Source organism: Bacillus sp. EKM206B (genome assembly GCF_011066015.1).
Lineage (GTDB): Bacteria > Bacillota > Bacilli > Bacillales > Bacillaceae > Bacillus > Bacillus velezensis.
In genome coordinates this window covers 1-26,009 of record NZ_JAAMNL010000001.1, presented here as the reverse complement: position 1 = coordinate 26,009, position 26,009 = coordinate 1, and the positions used below count along the sequence as shown (strand labels likewise).

24 protein-coding genes and 1 tRNA gene are annotated in these 26,009 nt (G+C 46.6%); 2 read left to right on the top strand and 23 right to left on the bottom strand.

The annotated features are described in order from the left end of the window. Position 1: 1 nt before the first annotated feature. The gene (locus G9F50_RS00120; RefSeq protein WP_060562299.1) at positions 2-751 is read right to left on the bottom strand and encodes a YiiX/YebB-like N1pC/P60 family cysteine hydrolase; all 750 of its coding nucleotides are present in this window, start codon (positions 749-751) and stop codon (positions 2-4) included. A gap of 182 nt (positions 752-933) precedes the next feature. On the opposite strand from G9F50_RS00120, the gene G9F50_RS00115 reads away from it, so the two are divergent. Then, a complete protein-coding gene (locus G9F50_RS00115; RefSeq protein WP_060562298.1) occupies positions 934-1,914 on the top strand; it encodes an aldo/keto reductase in 981 nt (326 codons plus the stop codon). 29 nt (positions 1,915-1,943) lie between these two features. Here the strand turns inward: G9F50_RS00115 and G9F50_RS00110 are convergent, their stop codons facing one another. From G9F50_RS00110 to G9F50_RS00080, 8 genes are all read right to left on the bottom strand, one after another. Beyond that, a complete protein-coding gene (locus tag G9F50_RS00110; protein ID WP_060562297.1) occupies positions 1,944-2,417 on the bottom strand; it encodes a GNAT family N-acetyltransferase in 474 nt (157 codons plus the stop codon). A 47-nt stretch (positions 2,418-2,464) separates the two neighbouring features. Then, entirely contained in the window at positions 2,465-2,599 is a 135-nt protein-coding gene (locus G9F50_RS20490) for a hypothetical protein (protein WP_007407881.1), read from the bottom strand. After that, on the bottom strand, positions 2,586-3,701 hold the full coding sequence (locus tag G9F50_RS00105) for a response regulator aspartate phosphatase (protein ID WP_060562296.1): 1,116 nt from the start codon (positions 3,699-3,701) through the stop codon (positions 2,586-2,588). The genes G9F50_RS20490 and G9F50_RS00105 overlap by 14 nt, the downstream gene beginning before the upstream one ends. A gap of 130 nt (positions 3,702-3,831) precedes the next feature. Further along, positions 3,832-4,722 carry an arginase gene (gene rocF, locus G9F50_RS00100; RefSeq protein WP_007407883.1) on the bottom strand — a complete coding sequence of 297 codons (891 nt, stop codon included), beginning with the start codon at positions 4,720-4,722 and terminating at the stop codon, positions 3,832-3,834. A 73-nt stretch (positions 4,723-4,795) separates the two neighbouring features. Beyond that, entirely contained in the window at positions 4,796-6,196 is a 1,401-nt protein-coding gene (locus G9F50_RS00095; protein WP_020958097.1) for an amino acid permease, read from the bottom strand. Positions 6,197-6,419: 223 nt separating this feature from the next. Further along, on the bottom strand, positions 6,420-7,625 hold the full coding sequence (locus G9F50_RS00090; protein WP_004393130.1) for an ornithine--oxo-acid transaminase: 1,206 nt from the start codon (positions 7,623-7,625) through the stop codon (positions 6,420-6,422). A 229-nt stretch (positions 7,626-7,854) separates the two neighbouring features. Continuing rightward, positions 7,855-8,490, bottom strand: a complete 636-nt coding sequence (locus G9F50_RS00085) for an SdpI family protein (RefSeq protein WP_060562295.1) — start codon at positions 8,488-8,490, stop codon at positions 7,855-7,857. Beyond that, entirely contained in the window at positions 8,487-8,774 is a 288-nt protein-coding gene (locus tag G9F50_RS00080) for an autorepressor SdpR family transcription factor (RefSeq protein ID WP_015240946.1), read from the bottom strand. The genes G9F50_RS00085 and G9F50_RS00080 overlap by 4 nt, the downstream gene beginning before the upstream one ends. A gap of 174 nt (positions 8,775-8,948) precedes the next feature. Between G9F50_RS00080 and G9F50_RS00075 the strand changes: the two genes are divergently transcribed. After that, a complete protein-coding gene (locus G9F50_RS00075) occupies positions 8,949-10,364 on the top strand; it encodes a sigma-54 interaction domain-containing protein (protein ID WP_060562294.1) in 1,416 nt (471 codons plus the stop codon). 41 nt (positions 10,365-10,405) lie between these two features. Here the strand turns inward: G9F50_RS00075 and G9F50_RS00070 are convergent, their stop codons facing one another. The 14 genes from G9F50_RS00070 to G9F50_RS00005 all read right to left on the bottom strand — a co-directional run bounded on the left by G9F50_RS00070 (position 10,406) and on the right by G9F50_RS00005 (position 25,900). Further along, on the bottom strand, positions 10,406-11,125 hold the full coding sequence (locus G9F50_RS00070; RefSeq protein ID WP_025285562.1) for a cupin-like domain-containing protein: 720 nt from the start codon (positions 11,123-11,125) through the stop codon (positions 10,406-10,408). Between the two features lie 13 nt (positions 11,126-11,138). Then, entirely contained in the window at positions 11,139-12,764 is a 1,626-nt protein-coding gene (locus G9F50_RS00065) for an ABC-F family ATP-binding cassette domain-containing protein (protein WP_060562293.1), read from the bottom strand. 27 nt (positions 12,765-12,791) lie between these two features. Beyond that, positions 12,792-13,982 (bottom strand): MFS transporter, encoded by a 1,191-nt coding sequence (locus G9F50_RS00060; RefSeq protein WP_014306161.1) that lies wholly within the window; start codon positions 13,980-13,982, stop codon positions 12,792-12,794. Positions 13,983-14,000: 18 nt separating this feature from the next. After that, positions 14,001-15,323, bottom strand: coding sequence for a periplasmic substrate-binding domain-containing protein (locus G9F50_RS00055; RefSeq protein ID WP_060562292.1), 1,323 nt, complete (start codon positions 15,321-15,323; stop codon positions 14,001-14,003). Then, positions 15,320-16,327 (bottom strand): ThiF family adenylyltransferase, encoded by a 1,008-nt coding sequence (locus G9F50_RS00050; protein ID WP_060562291.1) that lies wholly within the window; start codon positions 16,325-16,327, stop codon positions 15,320-15,322. Before G9F50_RS00050 ends, G9F50_RS00055 begins: the two co-directional genes overlap by 4 nt. 231 nt (positions 16,328-16,558) lie before the next feature. After that, positions 16,559-17,977 carry a sensor histidine kinase gene (locus G9F50_RS00045; RefSeq protein WP_060562290.1) on the bottom strand — a complete coding sequence of 473 codons (1,419 nt, stop codon included), beginning with the start codon at positions 17,975-17,977 and terminating at the stop codon, positions 16,559-16,561. Then, a complete protein-coding gene (locus G9F50_RS00040; RefSeq protein ID WP_015418611.1) occupies positions 17,974-18,183 on the bottom strand; it encodes a winged helix-turn-helix domain-containing protein in 210 nt (69 codons plus the stop codon). The genes G9F50_RS00045 and G9F50_RS00040 overlap by 4 nt, the downstream gene beginning before the upstream one ends. A gap of 492 nt (positions 18,184-18,675) precedes the next feature. Beyond that, positions 18,676-19,872: a S1C family serine protease gene (locus G9F50_RS00035; protein WP_007407894.1), complete on the bottom strand. Its 1,197-nt coding sequence runs from the start codon at positions 19,870-19,872 to the stop codon at positions 18,676-18,678. Positions 19,873-19,958: 86 nt separating this feature from the next. Continuing rightward, positions 19,959-20,753, bottom strand: coding sequence for an MBL fold metallo-hydrolase (locus tag G9F50_RS00030; RefSeq protein ID WP_007407895.1), 795 nt, complete (start codon positions 20,751-20,753; stop codon positions 19,959-19,961). A 14-nt stretch (positions 20,754-20,767) separates the two neighbouring features. Then, complete coding sequence (locus G9F50_RS00025; protein WP_060562289.1) at positions 20,768-21,607, bottom strand: two-component system regulatory protein YycI; 840 nt, start codon at positions 21,605-21,607, stop codon at positions 20,768-20,770. Continuing rightward, positions 21,594-22,952: a two-component system activity regulator YycH gene (gene yycH, locus G9F50_RS00020; RefSeq protein ID WP_060562288.1), complete on the bottom strand. Its 1,359-nt coding sequence runs from the start codon at positions 22,950-22,952 to the stop codon at positions 21,594-21,596. The genes G9F50_RS00025 and yycH overlap by 14 nt, the downstream gene beginning before the upstream one ends. Continuing rightward, entirely contained in the window at positions 22,942-24,777 is a 1,836-nt protein-coding gene (gene walK, locus G9F50_RS00015; RefSeq protein WP_004393106.1) for a cell wall metabolism sensor histidine kinase WalK, read from the bottom strand. The genes yycH and walK overlap by 11 nt, the downstream gene beginning before the upstream one ends. Before the next feature lie 6 nt (positions 24,778-24,783). After that, positions 24,784-25,491, bottom strand: coding sequence for a cell wall metabolism DNA-binding response regulator WalR (gene walR, locus G9F50_RS00010; protein WP_004393104.1), 708 nt, complete (start codon positions 25,489-25,491; stop codon positions 24,784-24,786). A gap of 336 nt (positions 25,492-25,827) precedes the next feature. Further along, positions 25,828-25,900: transfer RNA gene (locus G9F50_RS00005), tRNA-Phe, on the bottom strand. Positions 25,901-26,009: the final 109 nt, after the last annotated feature.

The window sequence follows — 26,009 nt, the reverse complement described above, 5'->3', positions numbered from 1 at the left end:
CTTAGTGAATGGTCAGAATCGTGGTTGTGTAGGACGAGCTTGTGATGTCGCGCGGGTATACGCCTAAGCCGCCATTAGAGTCGATATCAATCCCGGCTTTTAAGAGGAATGCCGACCACAGCAGTTTTGAGCAGTTTTTGGCGCCTTCATGGCCCGTATTTCTGTTATTGACGAAGTTGAAGGAGTACTCATCACCGACTCTTGATACAGCCCAGTCAGCGGCGGCTTGTTTTTGGGCGTCGGTGACTTTCACGGTCTGGACGATTGAATTGTCTTCGACTTCTCTGCCGTTATAAGCAATCTGGCGGACGCCGTCTCCCGGCACGGATTCAACAATTTTATCAGCGGATGAATACATGCCGACATGCCCGTGGTTGTAATAAGCGGTGTATGAGTTCGTGTAATAAATATTGCCTTTTGTGCTTTTCGGAAGTTTTTTGGTTCCTGACGATCCGCCCATCGCAGAGAGCCCTTCTTTGGAAGCGATTACATTTCCCTGCACCTTGTCTGCCGTGATTTCTTGATGAAACTGCTTGAGAATTGCTTCTGTTGAAACGTGCTTCTGTTTGGCAAGCTCTTTGGCGGATTGGAGAACGTCTTGAGGAGTCGTGCCCTGCTGAAGCTCTGCGATTTCTTTTGCGTAGCGGGCTGTTTCTGTTTCTTTCGCTTTTACATTCATACCGGAGAATGACAGAACCATGGTGAATGACAGGGCAAACGGAAGGATGGCTTTGAACAGCTTTTTACACATATTACTTCGCCTCTTTTCTTTGAGTATAATTTTTCCACATTTGTATTATATGACGGAATTGCGATAAAAAAATAGATAATTTACAGATTTTTAAAAATTTTATAACAATATGTAAATCATATGCATAAATCATTTTCAAATATCAGGAAATCCAGTTATCATACAAGAAAGGGGGAGGACATATGAAGGACAGAACGATCGGTTCGATGCGGGTTTCCGCAATGGGGTTAGGGTGCATGGGCATGTCGGAATACTATGGCAGCCAGAGTGAGGAAGAGTCGATTTCCACACTGCATCATGCCGTTCATCTCGGCGTGAATTTGTTTGATACGGCTGATCAATATGGATTGGGTGCGAATGAAGAACTTGTCGGCAGAGCACTCGCCCCATTCAGAAAGGAGCTTTACCTCGCGACGAAATTCGGTTATGTCCGAAGCGAAAAGGGTGAGTTTATCGAAATTAACGGACGGCCCAATTATGTAAAAAAAGCGTGTGACGCCAGTCTGAAACGCCTTGGGACGGATTATATCGACCTTTACTATCTGCACCGGGTTGATCCGCGGGTGCCGATTGAAGAAACCGTCGGCGCCATGAAGGAGCTGATAGACGAAGGAAAGGTGAGATATATCGGATTGTCAGAGGCTTCCGCAGAAACGATCAGACGCGCCGTCCGTATTCACCCGATTGCCGCGCTTCAATCAGAATATTCTTTATGGAGCAGGGAAGCAGAGGAGCATGTGCTGCCCGCCTGCCGTGAGCTCGGCATTTCATTTGTGCCTTACAGTCCGCTCGGCAGAGGTTTTCTTTCCGGAAAGATGACGTCGACCGATCAGCTGGATGCCGATGATTACAGAAGAAGAACGCCGAGATTCCAGGGAGACAATTTGGCGGTGAATATAGGGCTCGTCCAAAAACTTACCGCCATTGCCCGGGAAATGAATATCACTGCTCCTCAGCTTGCGCTCGCATGGGTTCTCGCAAATGGCGATGATCTCATTCCGATCCCGGGCACAAAAAAGAAACACTACTTGGAAGAGAACCTCGCCGCTCTCGACATTGTGCTTCCCGAGGATGTGAAGGCGCGGTTGGATGAGATGTTTCCGATCGGCACGGCGGCCGGCGAGCGTTATCCGGAACACATGATGACATTGTTAGATGAATAACAAAAGAGGCCCATCGTGCGGGCCTCTTTTCATGACAGCTTTTTGCTCATGATGACATCCGTCTCCAGAAATCCGGTCTTCTCATACAGCTTCCGCGCCGTTTCGTTATGAGCGAACACATGGAGAGAAATCTTGCGGACACCCAGGTCTTTGGCTTTGTCCTCCAGCCTTGCGAGCGCCTCTTTTGCATAGCCTTTGCCGCGGAAAGGCGGATGAAGGCCGAAATCATAAATAAACGCGTCCTGCTGCGGGTGGTCCAGATCGGCGTGCAGCCACAGCCAGCCGGCATTTCCCTTTCCGTCCAATGTCAGCGTCCATAAATAGTGATCGGCCGTCTCCAAGCCGTCAGGAAGCAGGTCATTAAACGCCAGCTCCGCTAATTCCGGCGCTTCGTCAGGCAGCCACGTTCCCGCTTTTACCTTTTCTTCAGCGTAATGCTTGGTTGAATGAGCGAGATAGGACTGAAATTCTTGTCCTGTCATCGGCCGCAGCGTGATAGCCATTGAATCACTCCTTACAAAACACGGATTGAGAGCGGTATCATGAAGTATTATCCGAAGGCTCCGTTTTCCGCCGGTTTTATGATTTGTTCGGCTTGTGCCGTTGAACCAGTTTGCGCAAATAATCCAATCGAAATGAGACTTGCCAAGGCTGCTGAGAGTACAATGAATTTACATGTTTTCATTACGAATCCCCTCCGTTAATCTCAAAATTTGGTCATTGGCATCAATTGATTCTTGAAAATACTTCGCCGCCAGTTTGTAATTCTCCTGTTTTTTAAAATGCGCAGCGGCCTGATACGACAAGTCGGAAACGTCACTCCACAGCTCTTTCCTTCTTAACTCGGCGAAAGCTGATTCAAGCGCTTCTTCATTGCGGTCAATAAAGACATGCTGTAAGATGCGCAGCTTTTGGGTGTATACGGGCTCGTTTTTTTCTTCAGCGGCATTCAGCGCTTTATGCAGCCAAAACCGGCCCTCATCCGCCTGTTCCTGTTTCAATAACACTCTGGCCAGCATGTACAGACTCCGCACCGAATACGCTGATTGCAAATGCTCCTTTTGATCGAGAGCCGTTTCAAACTCGACCCGCGCCTCCTCAAGCTTTTCCTGTCTTTCATAGCAAATGCCTGCGTTAAAGTGGGCGAGCGCCTCAATATGCGGATCGCCCGCTTTGGCGGCTTGATGAACCGCCGTCTGCAGGAGCTCTTCGGCTTTCTGATAGTGAAACAAATCCATTCTGTTACAGCCGATCACCATTAAACACTGTGCTTCTCTGACCGCGTACATTTCATTGGCTTTGTAGATCTCCAACGCTTTTTCCGCGTGGTTCATCGCAAAGTAGTTTTGGCGGATTTCATAGTAGGCAATCGCCACTTGATAATTAAACTCGGCTCTTTCAATCTCATTCGGTATGTGCCGGAGCCTGCTTTCAGCAATCCGGTAAAAATTAATGGCGTTCATAAACCGTTTACGGTAAAACTCGTGCATTCCGGAAAAGAAATAATAATAGTATTGAATCATCTGGTCTGTTTTTTCTTTATCGGCGTTCAGCTGGATCGTTTTTAAAATGCCGTCTGTTTTCTCATACTCTTCCATCAAAAGCTTATAGCGGGAATCAATTAAATTAAAATAAAGGAGCACCGTTTGATTTTGTGTCATATTTTGCAGATCCGTAAGCAGTTGTTCTCTTAACGCCTCAGCCGATTCAGTGTTGTGCTTTTTGATTTCCTCATACCAGTCACTGATTTTTTTCGCAACTGTTTCGTGGGCCATCACCTCAGCCATCTGTCAGGACACCTCCCTTTCCCATTTTGTGTAATAAATATATCATATTTACAGGTTCAAAAAGAGGGTGGCAGCCCGCTAGTTTCCTCGTGGCAACAAAAAAACCTCCGCAGGTGCGGAGGCGCTTATTTTATAACAGTTTTTTTCCTAACAGAGATTCCACCAGCTCGACCGCTGTTTTGCCGGTTTTATTTTTGTGATCGAGGATCGGGTTGACTTCGACAAATTCAGCTGAAGTGATGATGTCGGCATCGTACAGCATCTCCATTGCCAAGTGGCTTTCACGGTAGCTGATGCCGCCGACGACAGGCGTGCCTACGCCGGGTGCGTCGCTCGGATCAAGGCCGTCGAGGTCAAGGCTGAGGTGAACGCCGTCACAGTCTGACAAGTAGTCAATCGTTTCTTCAATGACCTTTGTCATGCCGAGGCGGTCAATCTCATGCATCGTATAGACCTTCATGCCTGTTTCCTTAATGTATTCACGCTCGCCTTCATCAAGCGATCTCGCGCCGATGATGACCACGTTCTCCGGCTTGATTTTCGGGGCATACCCGCCCAGGTTCACCAGCGTGTCGTGCCCGACGCCGAGGCTGACGGCCAGCGGCATTCCGTGAATATTGCCTGACGGCGATGTTTCCAGCGTGTTTAAGTCGCCGTGCGCGTCGTACCAGATGACGCCGAGCTGTTTATAGTGCTTTGCCGTTCCTGTCAGCGTTCCGATCGCGATGCTGTGATCGCCGCCCAAGACGAGAGGGAACCGCTCATTCTCAATGACGCTGTCCACCTTTTGGGCGAGCTGCTCGTTCCCCGAGAGCACAGAGTTCAGATTTTTCAGCTCTTCATCATTTTTGAGTTTTTCACGATTGACGGGGATGTCGCCTAAGTCTTCCACCGCATACCCCATGTCAGATAACCGTTCAATGAGATGCGCGTAGCGGATGGCGCTCGGGCCCATGTCCACTCCGCGTCGTGCTTGTCCTAAATCCATCGGCATTCCAATAACTGAGATATTCTTGTTCATCCGTTTTTCCACCTCAACATGTTGTATGTTGTCCTGTGCGGGTTTCTCAAAGATGACTTGGACACGAAAAGATTTAAAGCTCTATCTGTTTTTCTGACTGCTTATGCTTTTTTACATACAGATGATAGACGATAACGCACACCGCCATGAACGGGATGCCGCAATAAAGGGCGAGCCGCTGTTCTGAATCAAATGCGAGGCTGATCAGAACAACCGTGTTTAACGTCAGCCCGATAATAGGCAGCACCGGGTACAGCGGTGTTTTAAACTTCAGGTCTTCCACTTTGCCGCCTTCGCGGATGTATTTCCGTCTGAACATCAGCTGTGACAGGGAAATCGTAATCCAGCCGACCTGCGCGCTTAGTCCGGCTAATGATAAGAGAAACATATAAACGGTTTCCGGCGCTGCCACTTTAGACAGCAGTGACAGGCAGGCGACGGCCAGCGTCACGATCAGAGCGTTCATCGGCACGCCGCGTTTATTTATTTTGCCGAGCGATTTAAAGGCTTGTCCTTCGTTCGCCATGGCATATAAGATACGCGTCGATGCAAACAGGCCTGAGTTGGCCACTGAGAGCAGCGCAATTAAGATAACAAAGTTCATAATATCGGCGGCATATGGAATACCGATTTGTTCAAACACCACGACAAACGGGCTTTCGACCACTCCCGCCTGCCTCCACGGAATCATCCCGGCAATGACGATGATGGAGAGAACGAAAAAGACAAGCGTTCTCCATACCGTCTGCCGGATAGAGCGCGGAATCGTTTTCTCGGGATTTTCACTTTCTCCCGCGGCAACCCCGATCAGCTCCGTTCCCTGGAACGCGAAGTTTACGGTAATCATCGTAATAAGCATAGCCTTAATGCCGTTCGGAAACAATCCATCCTCATAAAAATGAGAGAAGAAAGGAGCCTGCTCGCCGTGTTTCATGTCAATCAGGCCGAACATGGCGGCGCCGCCCAAAATAATAAACAGCAGAATGACTAAAATTTTAATACCGGAAAACCAAAATTCCGACTCAGCGAACGCTTTTGTGGTAATGGCGTTCAAAAGAAACATCAGTCCGACAAACACGAGGCACCACACCCATACGGGAACATGCGGAAACCAGCGGAGCATCAATTGTCCCGCAGATAAAAACTCAATGGCGCATGTCACCGCCCAGCCGAGCCAGTACAGCCAGCCGAATGCGAAACCGAAAGCGGGGCTGATGAATTTGGTTGCGTACGTCTGAAACGACCCTGATACGGGAAGGGCAACCGCAAGCTCGCCTAAGCAGAGCATTGTCAAAAACATAATAAAACCGCCGACCAGATAAGACAGAACCGCGCCCAGCGGTCCCGCCTGGTTAATTGTAAATCCGGTACTCAGGAAAAACCCGGTGCCGATCACTCCGCCCAAAGAAATCATAAACAAATGGCGTGATTTCATTGTGCGCTGAAGCTGATTCTCTTTTTGATTTGTATTCACTATTCTGCACCCCTTCAGCAACTTGTATTGGAACCAAGCCGGTGCTTTGAAACCGATTTGCTGTCCAAAGAGCCTCTATTTGTATATGAATGTTATATGAAATTCATTTTCGTACATAAAGATACATTATACTAAAATACTGTCGCCGCGCAAATAGAGTGTGCTGAATTTTTTATTTGTAAATTCCATACAAGCCGAGGGAAAGCATTGCCACATCAAGGTTTTACGCGTTTTGAAGCACGTTTGTGATCTTTTGGATCGCCCAGTCCAAGTCTTCCTTGGAAATCATTAACGGCGGTGCAAAACGGATCACGGTATCATGTGTTTCTTTGCATAAAAGCCCTTCGCCTTTCAGCTTTTCACAGTACGGGCGGGCCGCTTCTGTCAGTTCAACGCCGATAAACAGGCCGCGTCCGCGCACGTCTTTTATGATCGGGTTATCGATTTTCTCAAGCTCTTCTTTAAAATAACGGCCAAGCTGAAGGGAACGCTCTGCCAGCCCTTCTTCCTCAAGGACTTCAAGAGATGCGAGCGATACCGCGCAAGCGAGCGGGTTTCCGCCGAATGTCGAGCCGTGGGAACCCGGGTTAAACACACCGAGAATGTCACGGTTCGCCGCGATGCACGAAATCGGGAAGACGCCCCCGCCGAGCGCTTTGCCTAAGATGAACATATCCGGTACGATATTTTCCCAGTCAACCGCGAATGTTTTCCCTGTGCGGCCGAGTCCCGTCTGAATTTCATCAGCGATCAGAAGCACATTTTCTTCCTTACAAATGGCGGCCGCTTCTTGTAAAAATCCTTCCGGCGGAATGACGATGCCCGCTTCTCCCTGAATCGGTTCGAATAAGAAAGCGGCTGTGTTCGGCGTGATCGCCCGGCGCAGCGCTTCTGCGTCTCCGTATGGAATTAATTTTATACCCGGAAGCATAGGTCCGAAACCGCGTTTATACTCATCTTCTGAAGAAAGGGATACCGCAAGCATCGTTCTGCCGTGGAAGTTGCCGATACACGCAATGATTTCCGCCTGATTATCCGCTACTCCTTTGACCTCATATGCCCAGCGTCTCGCCGCTTTGACAGCGGATTCAACGGCTTCCGCCCCCGTATTCATCGGCAGAATCATATCTTTTCCGGTCAGCTTGGCTGTTTTCTCATAAAACGGACCGAGCTGATCATTATGGAACGCGCGTGACGTCAGAGTGATTTTATCCGCCTGATCCTTCAGCGCCTGAATGATCTTCGGATGTCTGTGCCCCTGGTTCACCGCAGAATAAGCACTCAGCATATCCATATATTGATTACCTTCAGGGTCTTTTACCCAAACACCCTGCGCTTCGGAAATAACAATCGGCAGAGGATGATAGTTGTTCGCGCCGTAATGTGAAGTTTGGCTGATAATTTCTTGAGATTTTGTGAAAGCTGACATAATCTGATTCCCCCTTGTTTTGTAATCATTCAACATTAGATCTTGCTTTCCCTTTTTATAAAGCAAGTTCCGTGCCAATTCGAAAAAACGGGATGTTTCGCCAGCATTCTTTCTTTTCCCGCAAAATTTTCCGGCAGTTTGCGTGCAAACTTCAGCCAAGCGCAAAATTTTTTTGCGTTTCCCGCTGACAAAATAGGAGCAATCCAATTAGATTGCTCCTACTCAACAGTTATTTATTCAATTGTCTCTGATATACAATGTAAGAATATAGTAAAGATAATATGATACAGCCGATTGCAGCCATGAAAATGACTGACACTCTATACACCGGCGGCAAAAAAGCTGCAAGCATCATGAGCATGCCCGCTAAGACAAAAAGTTTCGAACTAACCCTGTGTGTATCCTTCCAAACTCTTTCACTGCTCAGCGTCCAAGGTGTTCTTATCCCTAAAAAGAAATTAGGCTTAACGATTTGAATGAAGTTTCCAAGCACCATAAATAATGCTCCCACTGCAAGGGTTACTAAATGAGTAATAGGGAGATCATATCCCAGACCGGTCAAGATGGTAATCAGATTAATGACAAACAGAACCGCAAACATTGTATTAAATATAGCCATATATGGCCGGATAAATGTTTTGTAGTTATTTTTAGGATCAATCTTAGGGATGATAACCATTAAAATATATAGAATAATCATGATGCCAATAAGCATCATCATCGCATTAGCTTTCGTTTGGTAATCATTTGCACTTCCGTTTAATCCCCAGTGTGTCGCCAAATTGTCCGGTAAAGATGAATATGTGCAAACCCATGTGAAAACAGTTAAAACTATGATTCCTGCTGAAAAGAGATATTTTTTCATGATTCCCCGCCTTTCTTATTATCATGTTCTGAATCAGTCAGAGAAAAGAACCAGCCTATAAGATCCTGTAATACAGTGGTATTTAATGAATACATAATAAATTGGCCTTTCCTCTCATCGTGAACCAAATCAGTATTTTTCAATATGGTAAGGTGATGAGAAATACTGGGTTTTGACATGTCGAAGTGTTCCGCAATTTCTCCAGCCGTCATGTCTTGTTTCTTTAATAAATCCAAAATTCTTCTCCTTGTAGGATCGGCCAGTGCTTTAAAAGCTTTATTCAAAAACTTTCCCCCTCTCATACATACATAATTTAGATATTTAAGTATATATCTAAATATCAACCATTTTCCTAAAAAAGTCAATGGTTTTATTACCTCAATTTCCATTTATTTTTAAACATCGTCCAAGCGCAAAATTTTTTTGCGTTTCCCGTTCGATTTATTTTAAAATAATGAATGTTAAGACGATTGAGAGGGGGAATTGACCTGCACACAACCAGCGAATTTTACACACTCGTGTTACAAAGCATTCTGGAAGAGATTGATGTCGGGCTGCATGTGGTGGACGAGAAGGGCAGCACCGTCATTTACAATAAGAAAATGATGCAGATTGAAGATATGGATGAACGGGACGTCCTGCATAAAAACCTGACTGATGTATTTATGTTTTCCAATCAGCAGGACAGCACGCTCGTTCAGGCCCTTCAAGAAGGCAAAACGATTAAAAACGTGAAGCAAAGCTATTTCAATAACAAAGGCCAGGAAATCACGACGATCAACCACACCTTCCCGATTGTGCAAAACGGCGAGATCAAGGGAGCCGTGGAAATCGCCAAGGACGTCACCAAGCTAGAACGGCTGATCAGGGAGAACATGCACAGGAAAGAACAGAACAGCTACACGTTTGACAGTATTCTCGGCAACAGCCCGGTCATTCGGGAAGTCATCGAAAACGCGAAACGGGCAACCCGCACATCATCATCGGTGCTTTTGGCCGGCGAGACGGGAACGGGCAAGGAACTGTTCGCCCAAAGCATTCACAACGGCAGCCAGCGCTCAGGCGCCCCGTTCATCTCACAAAACTGCGCCGCCCTGCCGGATAGCCTGGTCGAAAGTATTTTATTCGGCACGAAAAAAGGCGCCTTTACCGGAGCCATCGACCAGCCCGGCTTATTTGAGCAGGCGCAGGGAGGCACCCTGCTCCTTGATGAGATCAACTCGCTCAATCTCAGCCTGCAGGCAAAACTGCTCCGCGCCCTTCAGGAAAAGAAAATCAGGCGTATCGGATCAGCGCAGGACAAACCGATTGACGTCCGCATCATCGCCACAATGAATGAAGACCCGATCACCGCCATTTCAGAAGAGCGGCTGCGCAAAGATTTATACTACCGCTTAAGCGTTGTCACGCTGATCATTCCGCCGCTCCGGGAGCGCAAGGAGGACATTCTGCCTCTGGCCGAAGTCTTTATCCAGAAAAACAATCACCTGTTCCATATGCATGTCGATTCGATCAGTGACGATGTGCAGCGATTCTTCCTGGAATATGACTGGCCGGGCAACATTCGCGAGCTTGAACATATGATTGAAGGCGCCATGAATTTTATGACGGATGAAACGACGATTACGGCGGCCCACCTGCCTTATCAATACCGGATGAAAATCAAACCGGCTGACACGGAAACCAAAGCCGCCGCAAGCACCCAGCCCGGCACCGATTTAAAAGACAAAATGGAAAACTTCGAAAAATACATGATCGAAAAGATCCTGAGAAAACACGGCAATAACATATCCAAAACGGCAAATGAGCTCGGAATCAGCAGACAGAGCCTGCAATACCGCCTGAAAAAATTCGGTCTGGACCGGATGAAATGAATCCATACAAAAAAAGGCTGAGATGCTCCTCAGCCTTTCGTTTATATCTGATTGGCAAGCCGCTCTCCGGTAAACCAAAAGTTCTCACTCACTGCCAATGTATGTTCCGTATTCTCGACTTGATGCCACCAATGGCGCGGCGCGTAAATGATTTCTCCCGCCTTTTGTCTGAAGCGGATCGGAGACGCCTTTTTCACCAGCGGTTTTTGCTCAATGTCTTTTTCATCAAAGACATTGATATTTCCTTCGTACAAATACGGAGAGTCGTCCGGATGATAGAAGATCCATTCCTTCTCCCCGAAAATGACGCCGTTCCACGCGTGCGTATTGTTAAAATCCTGATGCAGCGGTGTGCCTGTCTGCTTAGAACCGAGAAAGAACCACTTCCAATCCCGTCCCGTTTCTTCATCCGCTCTCAATGTGTCTTTTGTAAAATACTCGGGTGCGGAATAGACAAGGTCTAAGTCATTTTGGTTCAGCTGCGTAAAATTCCAGTCACAGTACCATTTGTCATCATTCTGATCAATGTACTCGATATAGTTGGAAAGCTTTACTTGTTTAAAGGTTTTGACCCCTTCGATATCTGATTTCCGGATGGTGACCATTCTGTCCCCATAGTGTTCGTCAATGTATTCAAGCGTCCACGGCCTGCATTCCCAGTGATCCATTGCCCCCGTCAAAATAAAAGGTTTCTTATCAGCATACTCGCTTACAAAAAGATCGTACGATAACTCATTGATTGTCAGTCTGTCAATGGTCATATCCATTCCCCTTTTATTCGGCAATCTGCCGTTTTTTTTGTTTGGCGTAACTGTATGGACCTGAAAAGATGGTGACGTTTTGATTCTCAAGCCAGAAAATCTTGTTGAACTTCTCCAGCAGGTTTCTGTCATGAGAAACGCAGATGATGGTGCCTTGAAACTGCATCAGGCTGTTTTCGAGAATTTCCTGAGATTCAATATCCAAGTGGTTGGTCGGCTCATCCAGGATCAGGACATTCAGCTTTTTTTCCATTAAGATGGACAGCTTCAGCCTGATTCTCTCACCGCCCGACAGGACGGAAAGTTTTTTAAAGACAGACGACCCGTAAAATCCGTACTTGGCCAGCATATTCCGGGCCATGCCCTCTTCAGTCAGCAGATTTTCTTTAAAGAATTGCAGAATCGTCTGACTCGAATCTCCTACATGGCTCTTTTGATCAATGTAGCCTATTTTAAGATTTTCTCCCACTTTAATGGTGCCGTCCGACAGTTCTCTTTCCCCAATGATACAGCGGATCAGCGTTGTTTTGCCGACGCCGTTTCTGCCGACGATGCCGATTCTGTCTTTATGCTTTATGCGCAGATTCACATTTTGATATAAAAGGGAAGATCCGTTGGTCACCTTTCCGTTTTCAATGAACACAATATCTTTTGAACCGGCGCCCGCTTCCTGAAATGCGTTTTTTAATTTTTGCTCCGTCCGGACCGGCTTATTGATCAGCTCGATCCTTTTCAGCGCCTTTTCCATATTATTCGCGCGTCTGTGCAGGCCGACAGACGGCGGATTTGAGCGGTTGGCCCAATCTCTCAGCTGGGCGATGGATTCCTTCATCTTCTGTATTTTTCTCTGCTGTTCTTCATATTTCTCAAACTGGGCGATGATGAATTCTTCCCGTTTTTTCAGGTATTCGCTGAATCCGTAAGGCCAAATCTTCACCTCGGTATCGTCAATCTCGAGCACCTTCATCGCCGTTTGATCGGCAAACGTTTTATCGTGGGTCGTAAACAGAATGGTTTTGTTCGATTTTTTAATAAACCCTTCAAGCCACTCAATCGCATGGACATCCAAATGGTTGGTCGGCTCGTCCAGCAGTATAACGTCGTCGTTGCGGATTAAAATTTCGGCAAGGCCGGCTTTTGTTTTTTCGCCGCCGCTCAGCTTTGAAAACGGCTGATCCTTTAATTCGCTGAGGCTGAGCCCGTTGCATACCTCGTCAATCATCGCATGCATCTGGTAGCCGTTGTTCCGCTCAAATGTTTCCGTGTATTGACTGTACTTTTCCAATAAAGCAGTCAGCTCGTCATCACTCATCGGTTCCGAAAGCTTCAGCTCAATGGCTTTCATTTCCTTCTGGATCACCGCGAGAGCTTCAAACGATTTTTCCAGATATTGATACAACGTCAGATCCTCATGGGGATCAGCGATCTGCTTCAGCAAACCGACCTTCGCCCCTTTGTTGATCGCAATCGTTCCTTCATCTGCCTCAAGCTCTCCGGAAAGCACCCTGAACAGCGTGCTTTTGCCGGAACCGTTCGGCCCGGCCACAAGCACTTTTTCGCCTTCATTGATGAAAAAAGAAACTTGTTTGAAAATGGTATCTCCCGCTAAATTCACCGTAAGATTATGAATATTCAGCAACTCACATCATCCCTTTGTCATTCTGGTTCAAAGCTCGACTTTATTCTGGATGGCGACGCTCGCTTTCAGTTTGTAAAAGCTGAGCATCATAAACAGCGACAATAAGATGGATAATACCCCGATTGCGGTCAGCAGCAAAGCTGAATCAAAATAGTCCGTTAAGAATCCGATAAACGGAAAGGCAATGAACATGAAGAGCGAGGTCATCAAACTGATAATGGACAGCAGCGTGGCTCTCGTTCTGGACGGAATCTCATTATTCACCACCTGACTGGATACGGGTTCTATCACATCATAGAGCGCGTTAATGACGACAAAAGCTGCAATCGTCACGTACAGACTGCCCGATGGTATAAACAGATAGGCCGCCCCGATGATACAGAATGTCAGCAGAAGCACGCGCCTCGGCGTGAATTTTTCCGCCGGCTTGGAAGAAAAGATGGAGCACAGCGCCTGCAAGATGGACAGTCCCGCAAAAATAATGGATATATTGCGCACGGACAGCCCTTCCTGACTTAACAAATCTTGTCCGTACATATAAAAAACCGATGTAATCGCAAAGAAAACGGAGAGTGACAGCACCAGATATTTAAAGGCTTTGTTCAGCCTGAAGAAATCTTTGACTTCTTTTAAGATGTCACCGACCGTCTGCGTTTCGTGTTCACTGTTTTCAAATTTGATTTCCGTCAGCTGTGTAATGACCGCCATTGCAATCAGCTGAGTCACAATCCCGGCGATAAACACATACGACCATGATATTTCCTGCAAGTAGCCGCCGATGCCCATGGCGATCGCAAGACCGAGTATGACAAGTCCGTTATAATTTCCGATGGATTTGCCGTACCACTTTTCTTTCCCTTGTTCTTTCAGTGAATCAAACAAAAAGGCATGATCCGTTCCTGATATAAACGTCAGCCCGATACCGTATATAATATGGGCGATGAAGAGGGCGATGAAGTTATGGAAGCTCAGGAACATCACCAAATAGACAATGACCATAAAATGGCCGAGCAAGAGCGATTTTTTTCTCCCGATTCTGTCCGAGATGACGCCGCTCGGCACTTCCGCCAGAAACATCGCCAAATTCAGGACCGATTGCAGGATGCCCACTAGAAACAATGAATAATTCATACTTGTTAAATATAAAATCCAAATTCCCCGTTCGAAAAAGAAGTTTCCGAAAAAACCGGAGAAGTAAAGCAAATTTCGATTCCGCAAATGAATACCCCTTTCCAGCTATCTGCATTTAACATCATGAACAGAAAGGAGCCCGTCAGTCTTTACACTAAAACCCTCTATACATGGATCTTGCAGATACAGACTTTTCCCAAAACAAATTGGGCAATAATGAGTTGTATTCTCGAATAACCCAAAAAGTTCCTTCTTTTTTTCAGATCCTATGGCATCAATGATCGTTTTTTTCTTCTTTGGATCGCTGATGTCGCGGATGAAATATTTGATATAGCTCAGCTCATGCATGTAAGCCGGCAGGAACAAATGGAGCTCAATATCAAACCCGCTTTTATCCATATGGTAATAATCATTGAAATGACTGACGCGGGAGACGGACACGTCCGCTCCGGCCCGCCGAAACAGACCAGCCAGCCTTTCAATGATCTCTCCGTTGGGATAATAATCGGCATAAACGATTCGGATCGGTTCTTCTTTTGTCAAAAGGGGCGGATCTTTCTGCGGTGTCCTCCCGCTTTCCCATATACCGATCAGTGAATCAGTCGGTGTGATGATATGCCCCAAATCCCCGGCCAGTTTTTGTTTATCAAAATAATGCTGAATGAAAGTTCTCAGCATGTCGTCCTTTACCTTGAAGGTAAATAACATCGGCAAATGATTTTCTTTAAAATCAGCATACTGCCGATACCTCATGTTTGAATGATGAAATTGGGTGTGGCAGGTCACGTCCGTTTGATTCGCTTCGTACAGCCCGATACTTTTTTCCAGATCATCATTCAAAATAAATTGGATGGTCTGAACCGTGCGGTGATCCGCGGGCGTCATTTTATATTGCGGATTCCGCTCAAATTCCAGCCCCTTCTCAAACGTACGCTTGAATCGGTACGGGCCGTTTTCCGGCACATCGCCCCCGGCGGTCCCCGGAATCAGAAAGCTGCTCTGCAAAACGGCTTCTATTTCATCAGACGGCTCGTCCAAGGTGACTTCAAAGCGTTTTTCGCCTGTTACGTTCACCCCGAGCTGATCGGATGAGACGAGGCCTTTTACATACGGAACGGCCTGTTTTATGTTCAGGAAACTGCCGAGATGGGGGCTTTGATTTTCTTTCGTCAGATGATAGATGATCGTTTGAACCACACCCTCGGCGTCGCCTAAATAGTCCGGGTGAATGTCCACCTGACAGGTGCGGGGATCTTTGCGGATGATCCGGCAGTTATAACCGTCCTGCAGGCTTTCATACATAATGCTGCACATTATCTTGCTTGTGTAATCCTGCGTATCTAATGGGTTCAAGCGTATCGGGCTTGTGTCGATTTCTATTTTTAGAGGGTCGCCCGGTTTTCTCGCCGTACGATGCATCGTCTTCATAAAGCGCTTTCCTTTTGAGAAAGCTTCGTTTCTGTAATATGAAGGCCGTCAAAGTCCAGGCCGATGCGGGTATTCAGGGATTTCGGGCTTCCGCCTGCAAGGTATGTGATAATGTCATGAGACATAAACGAGGATATAATACCGTTTGTCGCTCCTAAGGAACCTTTGATCGGTTCATCGGGGTAACAGTTCAGAAGTCCGGCCGGCATGTTTTTTTCATAGGTGACGCCGGATTGATAGGATTCAGGCGTGAGCAGAGGCCCCCATTGGCCGCTGAAGCTGCCGACCCCCCCGGTCATAAACGCGATATTCCGCTCCTTACAATACCGGTAAACCCATTCAGAAATGTTATGGGGTTTGTCAGCGGCATTTATGACGATATCAATTTCGTACGGATCTAACACACGCAGGTCCTGCGGCTGTGTCATTTCCTGATGGTAAAGTGCTGCGTCCGCATGGGGATTGATACCCGCAATATAATCTCTGCATTCTGAGATCTTTAATTTGCCTACAGAAGATTGATTATAGACGAATTGTCTGTTCAGGTTATGTACTGATACGGCATCGAAATCAATGAGAATAAAATGCTGCATGCCCGCCGCCAAAAGGTTTTGAAGAATGATCGTTCCGACGCCTCCCAGACCCACGATCGCTGCCCTGCTGCCGTCTAATCTGTTTTGGATCAGATTGGGGTTTTGGTTGAATTTCTCAAAATGGTACAGCTGCTTTTCAGTGATGCGGCCTTCACGGCCGTTTTGCCATGGCTCTATTAAAGCATCCAATTTCATTAACGCATCGAAAAACTGGTTTCCCGCTTCTTCTCCCAGAAGATCAGAAAGCTCTTGTTTTTCACAGCCGATGGTCAGCCGTTCAACCGCCTCTTTGATCTCACTCGTATGCGCAAGCTTAATCGCCTTTCGATATTGAATGATAATATGCGCCGTGTAGGTCAGCACCTGCACGCTGTCTTTAAACTTCCAGCGCTTACAGTCCGTTGACATCATGACATACCCCCTGAAAGATAATAACTCCCCAATGAGGGGAGTCACGGCTTTACTAGCAACGATGCACCAAGCTTGCTGTTTCTGTATCAAGATCAAGTTCTTCAATCTTCATCAGTACACACCCCCTTTACCAATAACTAGATATTATCACCAATATTGGAAAAGGACAAGTTATTTTTTGAAAATTTAGAATTTATATATAAATTGTGATTTTTCTTCCTGCTTCCCGGTTTATCCCGGCAACCGGATGATGAACACGGAGCCTTTTCCCTGCTCACTTTTCACTTCAATTGTTCCGTTATGGCTGTCGATAATGGTTTTTGTAATGGCAAGACCCAGCCCCGCGCCGCCGGATTGACGGGATCGGGAGGTTTCCGCCCTGTAAAAACGGTCAAACAAATGAGGCACATGCTCCGGAGCGATTCCCGTTCCGTTATCTGCAATCATAAGCATGATTCCTCCGTCTTTCTGCAGGGAGACGGTGATGACACCCGTGTCTTCATCCGTATGCTGCACCGCATTGTAAAAGAGGTTGAGAATGACCTGCTTCATTTTGTCTTTGTCAAAAACGGCTTCTATCTTTTGATCGACAAAGAACTCGAGCTTCCGGTTTCTCGCGAGCAGCTTCAGCTGAGCCTCCATTTCCAAAATGACGTCTCCCAATGCGCCTTTTTTCATTTCAAAGCTCGGCACCCGGTCAATCTTCGCGAGAAACAGAAGATCCTCTATCAGCTTATTCGCCTTGGCGGATTCCGCGTACATGCTTTGAAGCGCTTTTTCTTTCTGCTCCGGCTTTTCCGCCGCTCCGCACATTAACATTTCGATACAGCCGTGAATGGAGGTAAGCGGCGTTCTCAGCTCATGTGATGCGTCTGATACAAACTGCCGGATGCGCTCCTTCGCTTCTTTTTCCGCCTGAAAAGAGGTTTCAATCCGTTCCAGCATCTGATTGATGGAGGTGCCCAGCGACTCAATTTCTGCCTGCCTTTTATCAATCGGCAGCCGTTTATCGAGACTGCCGGCATGAATGTCACCCATCATACGCACAATGCGGGACAGCGGCTTGAGTGTGAGCCGGATCACCGGCAAGAAAACAAACAGGCCGATGACCAAAGCCGCAAAGGAAAGCACCGCGAAAATGCTGATCTGGCGGAAAAGCGAATCATTCAGAGGCTGGGTCAGCGTGCTCATCTGCACAACTCCCGCCTGCCTTCCGTCAACGGAAATCGCCTGAAACACGACGATGATTTCCTCACCCGCCTTATTGTGAGCCACCTGATAGTGAAGCGCCATGGTATCTGTCAGCGCATCCCGGTACACTTTTTTCGGGAAAGAAGGAGCGGCCCCCGCGTGCGGGTCTTCTGATAAAACAGACATCTTGTATGATTGATTGATAAAAGCAACCGTCACCCCGGGGTAAATCAAATTCGGATGAGCCGGTGTTTCGGAACGGGCAAGGGTTTTGATGGACCTCCATACGCTTTGATCCATTGAATTGATATAACTCTGAATGCTGATCGCCTGATTTTCATACATCGTCCGTGTCATAAACATGTACTGAGTGCCGCCGATGAAACATAACAGCAAAGCCAAAATCGCCAGTGACCTGAACAGGAGCTGGAATCGCAGGGTTCTGTACAGCCGTTTCATGCCAGATCCACCCTGTACCCGGCGCCCCGAACCGTGCGAATCACCTTGTGTTCTTTGTCCTTCAGCTTTTCGCGCAAAGAACGGGTGTACACCTCGACGATATTGTCTTCCCCGAGGACCGTTCCGTAATGAAGCCCCATCGTTAAAGAATCAATGAGTGCAGACTCGCCGTCTGCACTCAGCTTGATGCCTTTCAACTTTTCCATGATGCAGTCTCTCCTTAGATGTATCAGCCTGTGTTTATTTTTTTCGCTTCCCCTTCTATTATTCGCTTTTATCTGAAACAAAATGGAATCTAAGCTGAATTGATGAAAGTAAACGCTGAAAACGGAGCCATCTGCAAATAAAATCATTATCTGCCGCTTCAATTCAGCAGCACCAGTTCTAAGTTCACGTCTGCCTTTTTCTAAATATACCCATTTTTTAACTGAACGTGTTGTGACCCGCGTTCAGTTCTTTTTTATGGCTTCTGAAAAACGGCATAAAAAAAGCGCCCTGAAAAAGGACGTTTAATATAACATGTTTCATGTTCTTAAATTCTGCATTCTAAAATAATTCTTCCTTCACATTCACCTTCAATTTCATTCAATACGATGATCACATCAGCCGTTTTCATGTGTTTCACCTCCCGTTTTCATAATAGTATAATATTAACAAATAAATCAATAAAAAACAGCCCGGATGTCCGGGCTGTTTTTTTATTTCTGTAATCGATCCGCTTCTGTCAGTTTGACTTCCGCTGTTTTTTTCTTTCCCGAACGGTAGAACGTGATGTTCACACGGTCGCCGATCTTTTTGCGATACAGGCGCTCACGGAGATCAACAACGTCATTGACCTTATGTCCGTCGAACCCGGTAATCACGTCGAGCTTTTTCAAACCCGCTTTTCCGGCCGGTGAAAACGCGTCGACACCCATAATGACCGCCCCGGTTTTAATGCCTTTCGGAAGTTTCAGCGTCTGGCTCCAATGGTAGCTCGCAATATCCGTTAAGGATTTCATCTCAATACCGAGGAAAGGCCGTCTGACTTCTCCGTATTTTTCTAAATCCTGAATAACGGGAATGACAAGCTTTGACGGGATGGACAGGCCGATGCCTTCAACGGCGGATTCAGCGATCTTCATTGAGTTGATGCCGACCACCTTGCCCGATATATCCATCAAAGCGCCGCCGCTGTTGCCGGGGTTAATCGCGGCATCGGTCTGCAGCACTTCCGCATTCCAATCCGGCTGTCCGTCGCCGTTTGAGTCAACGGGCACCGCCCTTTCCGTGCCTGAAATGATCCCCTGTGTCACTGATCCCGCAAATTCAAGCCCGAGCGGATTTCCGATCGCAATGACCGGTTCTCCGACTTTGACCTGATCAGAATTGCCGAACTGGGCGGCCGATTTGATTTTATCAGACTTCACCTTCAGCACGGCGAGATCCATCAGACGGTCGCTCCCGATCAGCTCAGCAGGCACGCGTGAGCCATCCTTCAGGCTGATCTCAATCTCAGTCGCACCTTCAATGACATGGTGATTGGTTACGATATAAGAAGTGTTTCCGTTCTTTTTGTAAATGACACCCGACCCGCTTCCCGCTTCGCCGCCCTCTCCCCAAATATCGGTCTTTTGGATATTGAGAACACCGACTACCGAATCTGATACACGGCTCACCATATTCGTGACAGCGTCATTGACATTTACGTTGACTGTTTTCACCTGTTCGCTGCCGAGACGCTGGCTGGTGCTTTTGCTGCTTTCTCCATGGTCTCCGCCTGTCCAGTACGGCAGCAGGAAAGCCATGAGCGCGGCCCCGACGATGACGCCGATCAGACTTGATAGAAAGTACCCTCTCTTGCTGCGGCGGGGCTGTTCGGAGGCGTACTGTTCATCATCGCGATTATAATCCACCCTATCTCAAATCCTTTCAAGAGTACTCGATTTGCTTATAGTGTGGGTCAGATCGCGGATTAATAATCATGATTCATTTGGAAAAATTACACGGCGCACAGCGGCGTCGGGATTTTTGGATCGGTATCAAATAACTGAAACGTTTCCCCGGCGACAAATCCTTTCGCAGCCAATGTCTGCTGCACGGACATTCTCGCCAGTTCCTTCATATTGTTGTCTTGGCTCAGATGCGCCAAATAGATGCGCGATGTGCCGTCGCCGATGACATCAGTCATGGCGAGCGCCGCGTCTTCATTGGAGACGTGGCCGACATCGCTTAAAATCCGCCGCTTAATGCTCCATGGGTATCTCCCCATTTGCAGCATGCCGACATCATGGTTGCTTTCAAACACAAACACATTGGCCGAACGGATAATGCCTTTCATTCTGTCGCTCACATACCCGGTGTCCGTCATCAGTGCGAGCTTTCTGCCTTGGTAGTGGAAAACATAAAACATCGGCTCGGCCGCGTCATGAGAGACGCCGAATGACTCAACATCAAGCCCGCCGAAGGATTTTACGCTTTCCATCGGGAACAAAAACTTTTGTCCGGTATCCAGCTTGCCGATCTGATTCTCCATCGCTTTCCACGTCTTTTCATTGGCGTAGACGGGAAGACCGTACTTTCTCGCAATGACGCCGAGCCCTTTAATATGGTCGCTGTGCTCGTGAGTGACAAAGATGCCGTCGACGTCGTCTATCTTGCGGCCGATTTTCTCCATCAGCCCGTCCATCGCTTTACCGCTCAGGCCGGCATCCACCAGAAAAGAGTGCTCCTCTGTCTCCAGATAAAACGCGTTTCCGGTACTCCCGCTCGCAAGCACGCTAAATTGCAAGCCCATTGTGTCTCACTCCATTATTTATTTTGATTGTTATCAATGACTGTGCTTTCCAATGCATTCACAGTGTACGTTTGCTGTGTCTTTTTCTTCGTCCCTTTTGACTTATCTTCAATTGTAATTCTCCATACCGGCGCCAGCACCTGCGTACTTGTCAGCGGATATTGGGCAATATAGCCGAACTTAACGCTTTTAACGGCGCAATTCGCTTTTAAGTAATTTTGAGAATACAATAATTCGACCGCATCAAGCTCAGGAATCAGGCTCTCCGTCTGGATTCGCTTGAATGACTCCAGCATGGTCTGCTCGTAAGATACGACCTCGTTTTTATCGTTCAAATGCAGAATCACCTGTCCGATCGCATCCGTGGACGAGTCAAAATCCTGATAAATCAACTGGCCGTCATACATCTGGTAAAAAATGATCTGTTTTTTATCCTTGTCGACTTTCCACAGTTTATATTTTTCACCGCCGGTTATTTTAGAGCTGACGAGCGATTCCGCATCCTCCTGCGGTTTTTGCTTCGATAAACCAACCGGATCGGTAAATTTCATTTTCAGTGTGGTAACCTTGTGATCATCCTCCGGCATCTCCATTAAAGGCTTTTGATCTTTCAAAGCATCAATATCTTCAGCGGTAAATACCTTTTGGCCCGCCGTCAGCCGGTAGCCCGTCGCGGAATCAGAAGACAGGTTGCCGAAAGTGATATGATCCATCTCCATGTCTTTTTCCACATTTGAATTTTTAATCACTTCGTATTCACTGCTCGAGCGTTTTTCAAAAAACTGATAGCCGAGAAAAATATCAAGGATGAGGAAGGCAATGATGAAGATCGTTTTTGTCTTATTCCACTCCATTATCGTCCTCCTCCTTCCCCAGCAGATCTTTCGTAATCGGAACGATCTTCCCGTTGATTTTCATACTCCAGACGGGTTCCAGTTCAACGAGATCATTCGTTGATGAAGAGACCATTTGATAGGCCAGGAAGATCTGGTCGATTTTATTCACGTCGTATTTATCCTGCTGCTCCAGCAGAGCCACAACCTCATTGCCGTTCATCATTTTTACGTCTTTTGTTTTAATCGGATTCGGTCCGAGAACATAGTTCGGCCGCTTGTAGCTGAGAACCTCGTCATTGGCCCATTGCAGGGTCAAAACGGGTCCGGATCCGAAAGGCTTAGACGTGCTGTTAATTACAGGCATTTGGTCTTTAAACATGTAGAAACTCAGCTGTTGGTTATCACTCACATTGAAAAATTGATAATGATCCGTCCAGCTTCCCGTATCCTCTAAATATTTATAGCTTTTCTTAATCAGCTCCCCTGTTTGATAAGAAGCGCTTTGTGCCAGGTTCCGATGCTGGAATTGAATCTGCCGCTGTGTCGAATTGATTTCCAGACGGCTGATTCCGTCAGTCAGCACATTCCGATTGTAATTCGGGTCTTCTCTGACCGTGCTCGGATCATTAAAAAGCGTCTGCTTAAACAGGTTCGTCTTAATGGTTTCAGTGATAAATTCTTTTTCCTTCATATTAAATCGCGCATTCGGCATGAGAAATTCTTTGCTTTTTCCGACCGAATAGAGGTGGTATAACGGCATACTCGACTTTTTGCTGTACAGCTCATTCATCAGATTGCGGTAATTCGCCGATTCCACAGTCACTTCCAAAATCAGCTGCTTGCTGTATGAGACCATGTAAATCTTTTTATTTGTCTTATTCTCATTAAACGGAATGACAATATGGTCAAATGAGCTGTATTCCATTGACGGATTCGACCATTTAAACATTGTTTGGAAGAAATCAATCGGAATGGTGTCATTGAATTGCAGATCGAGCTTTGCCGAATTGCCGTTTCTGCCGTAAAGCCAATTTTTAAAACCGAGCTTGTCGTATTGATCGGAAATATCCTTCATCCCTTTTACTTCCCATTGCGGCAAATCCGCCCACAGGTCATTAAAGAGCGTCTCATCATCCACTTTATAATGAGAGCCGTTTGTATGAATAAACATATCCCGGGGTTTTACCGTTTGCGCTACTTTTTGGCTCGTTTTATCAATTTTATGCTTTTCCCGGACAGTCGATTTGGTTGAGGCCGTGCCTTCTGAAAAATTGGGCTGGAATGTCCAAATTCCCCATGTTAAAACAAGACTAATGACGACCAGCACTGACAGTATGACTGTTTTTATATTTTCACGCCTCATCCCAATCATCCTCTTGCTCTTCTTTATATGGAAGAGTAAATGTAATCTTCGTTCCTTTGCCTTCTACACTGTCGGCCCAAATGTCTCCGCCGTGCGCCTGAACCATCTCTTTTGCAATCGCAAGGCCGAGTCCGGTGCCGCCGAGTTTTCTCGTGCGCGCTTTATCCACTCTGTAGAAACGGTCAAAGACTTTTTCCACATCTTTTTTCGGAATGCCGATGCCTTCATCTTTTACGCTGATATAGAGCAGCTCTTCTTTCTCATTCACATCGACTGAGAAAGTGACATGTCCGCCTTCCGGTGAGTATTTCAGTGCGTTAGAAATGATATTATCGAGAACCTGCGTCACTTTATCCTGATCAATCTCCACGTACAGATTTCTGTCCGGAAGCTCGCGGATAAATTCGACATGCTGTTCTTTTGTCATTTCAAAACGATCGATAATCAGTGACATAAAGCGGATCATATGAATCCACTCTCGATTAAACTGATAATCTTTGCTGTCGAATTTAGAAAGCTGAAGCAGGTCGTTCACCAATCTGATCATGCGCTCAGTCTCATTTTGGGTCACCATTAAGAAACGCGGAGCGATATCTTTGTTTTCCCACGCGCCTTCTGCAAGCGCCTCTAAATAGCTTCGCATGGTCGTCAGCGGTGTCCGCAGCTCATGAGACACGTTGGCAACGAACTCTCTGCGTTCCCGATCGAGTTTTTCCTGTTCGGTGACATCATAAAGAACCGCGATTAAACCGTCGATTTTTCCGTGCTCTCTCTGAATAACGGAAAAATTCACCCGCAGTACAGTCGTTTCATCGTCACGTTCGATCTCCAGCAGCATGGAATCCTGCTGTTCTACTAAATCCTCAAATGTAAAGTTCTCTTTTATGCCTAATAAAGACGTAATCGGCATCTCTAAAGCCGTTTCACGTGAAACATTCAGCAGCTCAAGCGCAGGGCTGTTTAAAAGAATAATAGCTCCATTGCGATTCGTAGCGATGACACCGTCCGTCATATACGCGATAACGGAAGAAAGCTTTCTTCTCTCCCCTTCCGTCATGGCTTGGGCATCTTCAAGCTCTCTCGTCAGATGGTTGAACGTCGTTGCGAGCTGACCGATTTCATCATGCCCGTATTTCCGCACCTTTCTGGAGAAATTCCCTTTTGCCAGTTCCATCGCCTGCTTACGCATATCCGACAGCGGATGGGTAATGGTGCGGGCGAGAAATATACCGAGAAGAGCCGTCAGAACAAGGGCTAAGCCTGTTCCTGAAGCAAGAATCGAGTTGACGGTTTTCATCTGATTAAAGGTATCTTCCATACTGGCCACGACATATATCGCGCCGACAACTTCCTGATTCTCTGTGACGACAGGTTTTGCTGAAATCAGCACTCTGTTTTTGCTTTTAGGATCATAATATTTTTTTGAATAGGCCTGTTTTGTTGAGAAAATCCGTTTAAAAATCGGGTCAGTCGTCTGTTTCCCCGCTATTTCCTCACCATAAGGCCTCGAGGAACCGACGACCTCATAGCTTTTATCAACAAATGTAATCTCCCGTATTTCATTATTCTTCGTAAAATCATTCAAAATCCGTTTGACGTCATCTTTAATGACGGTGCTGTCATTATCTCCTTTATATTCCTGCTCAATATAATAGGAAAGATTGTCAATCCGCTGATTTAACGATAATTCATAGGACTTGAGAAGAGAATTCTCCACCTGTTTCACAAAGTACACGCCGATAATCTGCATGGCGATGATAATGAGAAGCACATAGATCAGCGTGATCTTAAACTGAATCGACCGAAAAAAACCAACCTTATTCATCGCCGGTTAGTCCTGTTCAGGGTTTCTCAAGTAATAACCGACACCCCGTCTTGTGACGATCCAGTTCGGATGGCTCGGATTATCCTCGATTTTCTCACGGAGACGGCGCACTGTTACATCCACCGTTCTCACATCACCGAAATAGTCATAGCCCCACACAGTCTGCAGCAGATGCTCACGCGTCATAACCTGTCCGATATGTTTGGCTAAGTAATGAAGCAATTCAAACTCACGATGAGTCAGCTCGATCGTTTCTTCTCTTTTTGATACGACATAAGCGTCAGGGAAGATGACGAGAGAACCGATATGAATGTCATTAGAAGCTGATTCCTCCTCAGCCGGCGCAACCGTAAGCTGGCGGCGCAGGTTCGCTTTGACGCGGGCCAGAAGCTCACGCGTGCTGAAAGGCTTCGTGACATAGTCATCCGCTCCGATTTCAAGCCCGATGACCTTGTCAATCTCCGAGTCTTTTGCCGTCAGCATAATAATCGGCATATCATATTTTTTCCGGACTTCCCGGCACACTTCAACTCCGTCTTTATTCGGAAGCATAATATCTAAAAGAATTAAATCAGGCTGAAGCTCCTCCACCATTTCCACGGCTTCGTTTCCGTCGTACGCACAATGCACGTCATAGCCTTCTTTTCTTAAATTAAACTCTAATATATCTGCAATCGGTTTTTCATCATCGACTACAAGGATTTTCTTATCCATCATCTTGATTTTCCTCCTGCCAGAATGACTTCATTTCATCTATTGATGTTTCATGATGATCACAATTCGGATCGTGAAAAACGTTCCCCGTCTATTATAACGGTTTCAGGTCAAAAGATAAAAAAATTAAAGAGAACAGCGCAAAAACGTATTGAACTGCCATCCTTTTGTCATGTTTTTTATTTTCTTTTAAAAAATAATATTTTTTTGAAACCTCACGAAAAAAAACGCCGTCTAGTGTTTGACGTCTTCTTCTGGGCCGGCTGAAAAGCCGGCTCTCCCTTTTTTATAACAAAAGAAAAAACGCACCTACTATTGCAGATGCGTTTGGGTAAGTGGCTCGGGACGGAATCGAACCGCCGACACACGGATTTTCAGTCCGTTGCTCTACCAACTGAGCTACCGAGCCAGATGTTTCTTTTCTATACTATAAAGTAAAGTAAAATGGCGGTCCGGACGGGACTCGAACCCGCGACCTCCTGCGTGACAGGCAGGCATTCTAACCAACTGAACTACCG

Excerpts from the sequence above, each read along its gene's own strand:
- G9F50_RS00110 (WP_060562297.1), bottom strand. The coding sequence starts at position 2,417 with ATGGCTATCACGCTGCGGCCGATGACAGGACAAGAATTTCAGTCCTAT.
- G9F50_RS00055 (WP_060562292.1), bottom strand. The coding sequence starts at position 15,323 with ATGAAGACGATGCATCGTACGGCGAGAAAACCGGGCGACCCTCTAAAA.
- G9F50_RS00025 (WP_060562289.1), bottom strand. The coding sequence starts at position 21,607 with ATGGAGTGGAATAAGACAAAAACGATCTTCATCATTGCCTTCCTCATC.
- G9F50_RS00075 (WP_060562294.1), top strand. The coding sequence starts at position 8,949 with ATGTTAAGACGATTGAGAGGGGGAATTGACCTGCACACAACCAGCGAA.
- rocF (WP_007407883.1), bottom strand. The coding sequence starts at position 4,722 with ATGAACAAGAATATCTCAGTTATTGGAATGCCGATGGATTTAGGACAA.
- G9F50_RS00050 (WP_060562291.1), bottom strand. The coding sequence starts at position 16,327 with ATGATGTCAACGGACTGTAAGCGCTGGAAGTTTAAAGACAGCGTGCAG.
- G9F50_RS00115 (WP_060562298.1), top strand. The coding sequence starts at position 934 with ATGAAGGACAGAACGATCGGTTCGATGCGGGTTTCCGCAATGGGGTTA.
- G9F50_RS00120 (WP_060562299.1), bottom strand. The coding sequence starts at position 751 with ATGTGTAAAAAGCTGTTCAAAGCCATCCTTCCGTTTGCCCTGTCATTC.
- walR (WP_004393104.1), bottom strand. The coding sequence starts at position 25,491 with ATGGATAAGAAAATCCTTGTAGTCGATGATGAAAAACCGATTGCAGAT.
- G9F50_RS00105 (WP_060562296.1), bottom strand. The coding sequence starts at position 3,701 with ATGGCTGAGGTGATGGCCCACGAAACAGTTGCGAAAAAAATCAGTGAC.
- G9F50_RS00070 (WP_025285562.1), bottom strand. The coding sequence starts at position 11,125 with ATGACCATTGACAGACTGACAATCAATGAGTTATCGTACGATCTTTTT.
- G9F50_RS00085 (WP_060562295.1), bottom strand. The coding sequence starts at position 8,490 with ATGAAAAAATATCTCTTTTCAGCAGGAATCATAGTTTTAACTGTTTTC.
- yycH (WP_060562288.1), bottom strand. The coding sequence starts at position 22,952 with ATGAGGCGTGAAAATATAAAAACAGTCATACTGTCAGTGCTGGTCGTC.
- G9F50_RS20490 (WP_007407881.1), bottom strand. The coding sequence starts at position 2,599 with ATGAAAACATGTAAATTCATTGTACTCTCAGCAGCCTTGGCAAGTCTC.
- G9F50_RS00030 (WP_007407895.1), bottom strand. The coding sequence starts at position 20,753 with ATGGGCTTGCAATTTAGCGTGCTTGCGAGCGGGAGTACCGGAAACGCG.
- G9F50_RS00090 (WP_004393130.1), bottom strand. The coding sequence starts at position 7,625 with ATGTCAGCTTTCACAAAATCTCAAGAAATTATCAGCCAAACTTCACAT.
- G9F50_RS00040 (WP_015418611.1), bottom strand. The coding sequence starts at position 18,183 with ATGGAAAAGTTGAAAGGCATCAAGCTGAGTGCAGACGGCGAGTCTGCA.
- walK (WP_004393106.1), bottom strand. The coding sequence starts at position 24,777 with ATGAATAAGGTTGGTTTTTTTCGGTCGATTCAGTTTAAGATCACGCTG.
- G9F50_RS00045 (WP_060562290.1), bottom strand. The coding sequence starts at position 17,977 with ATGAAACGGCTGTACAGAACCCTGCGATTCCAGCTCCTGTTCAGGTCA.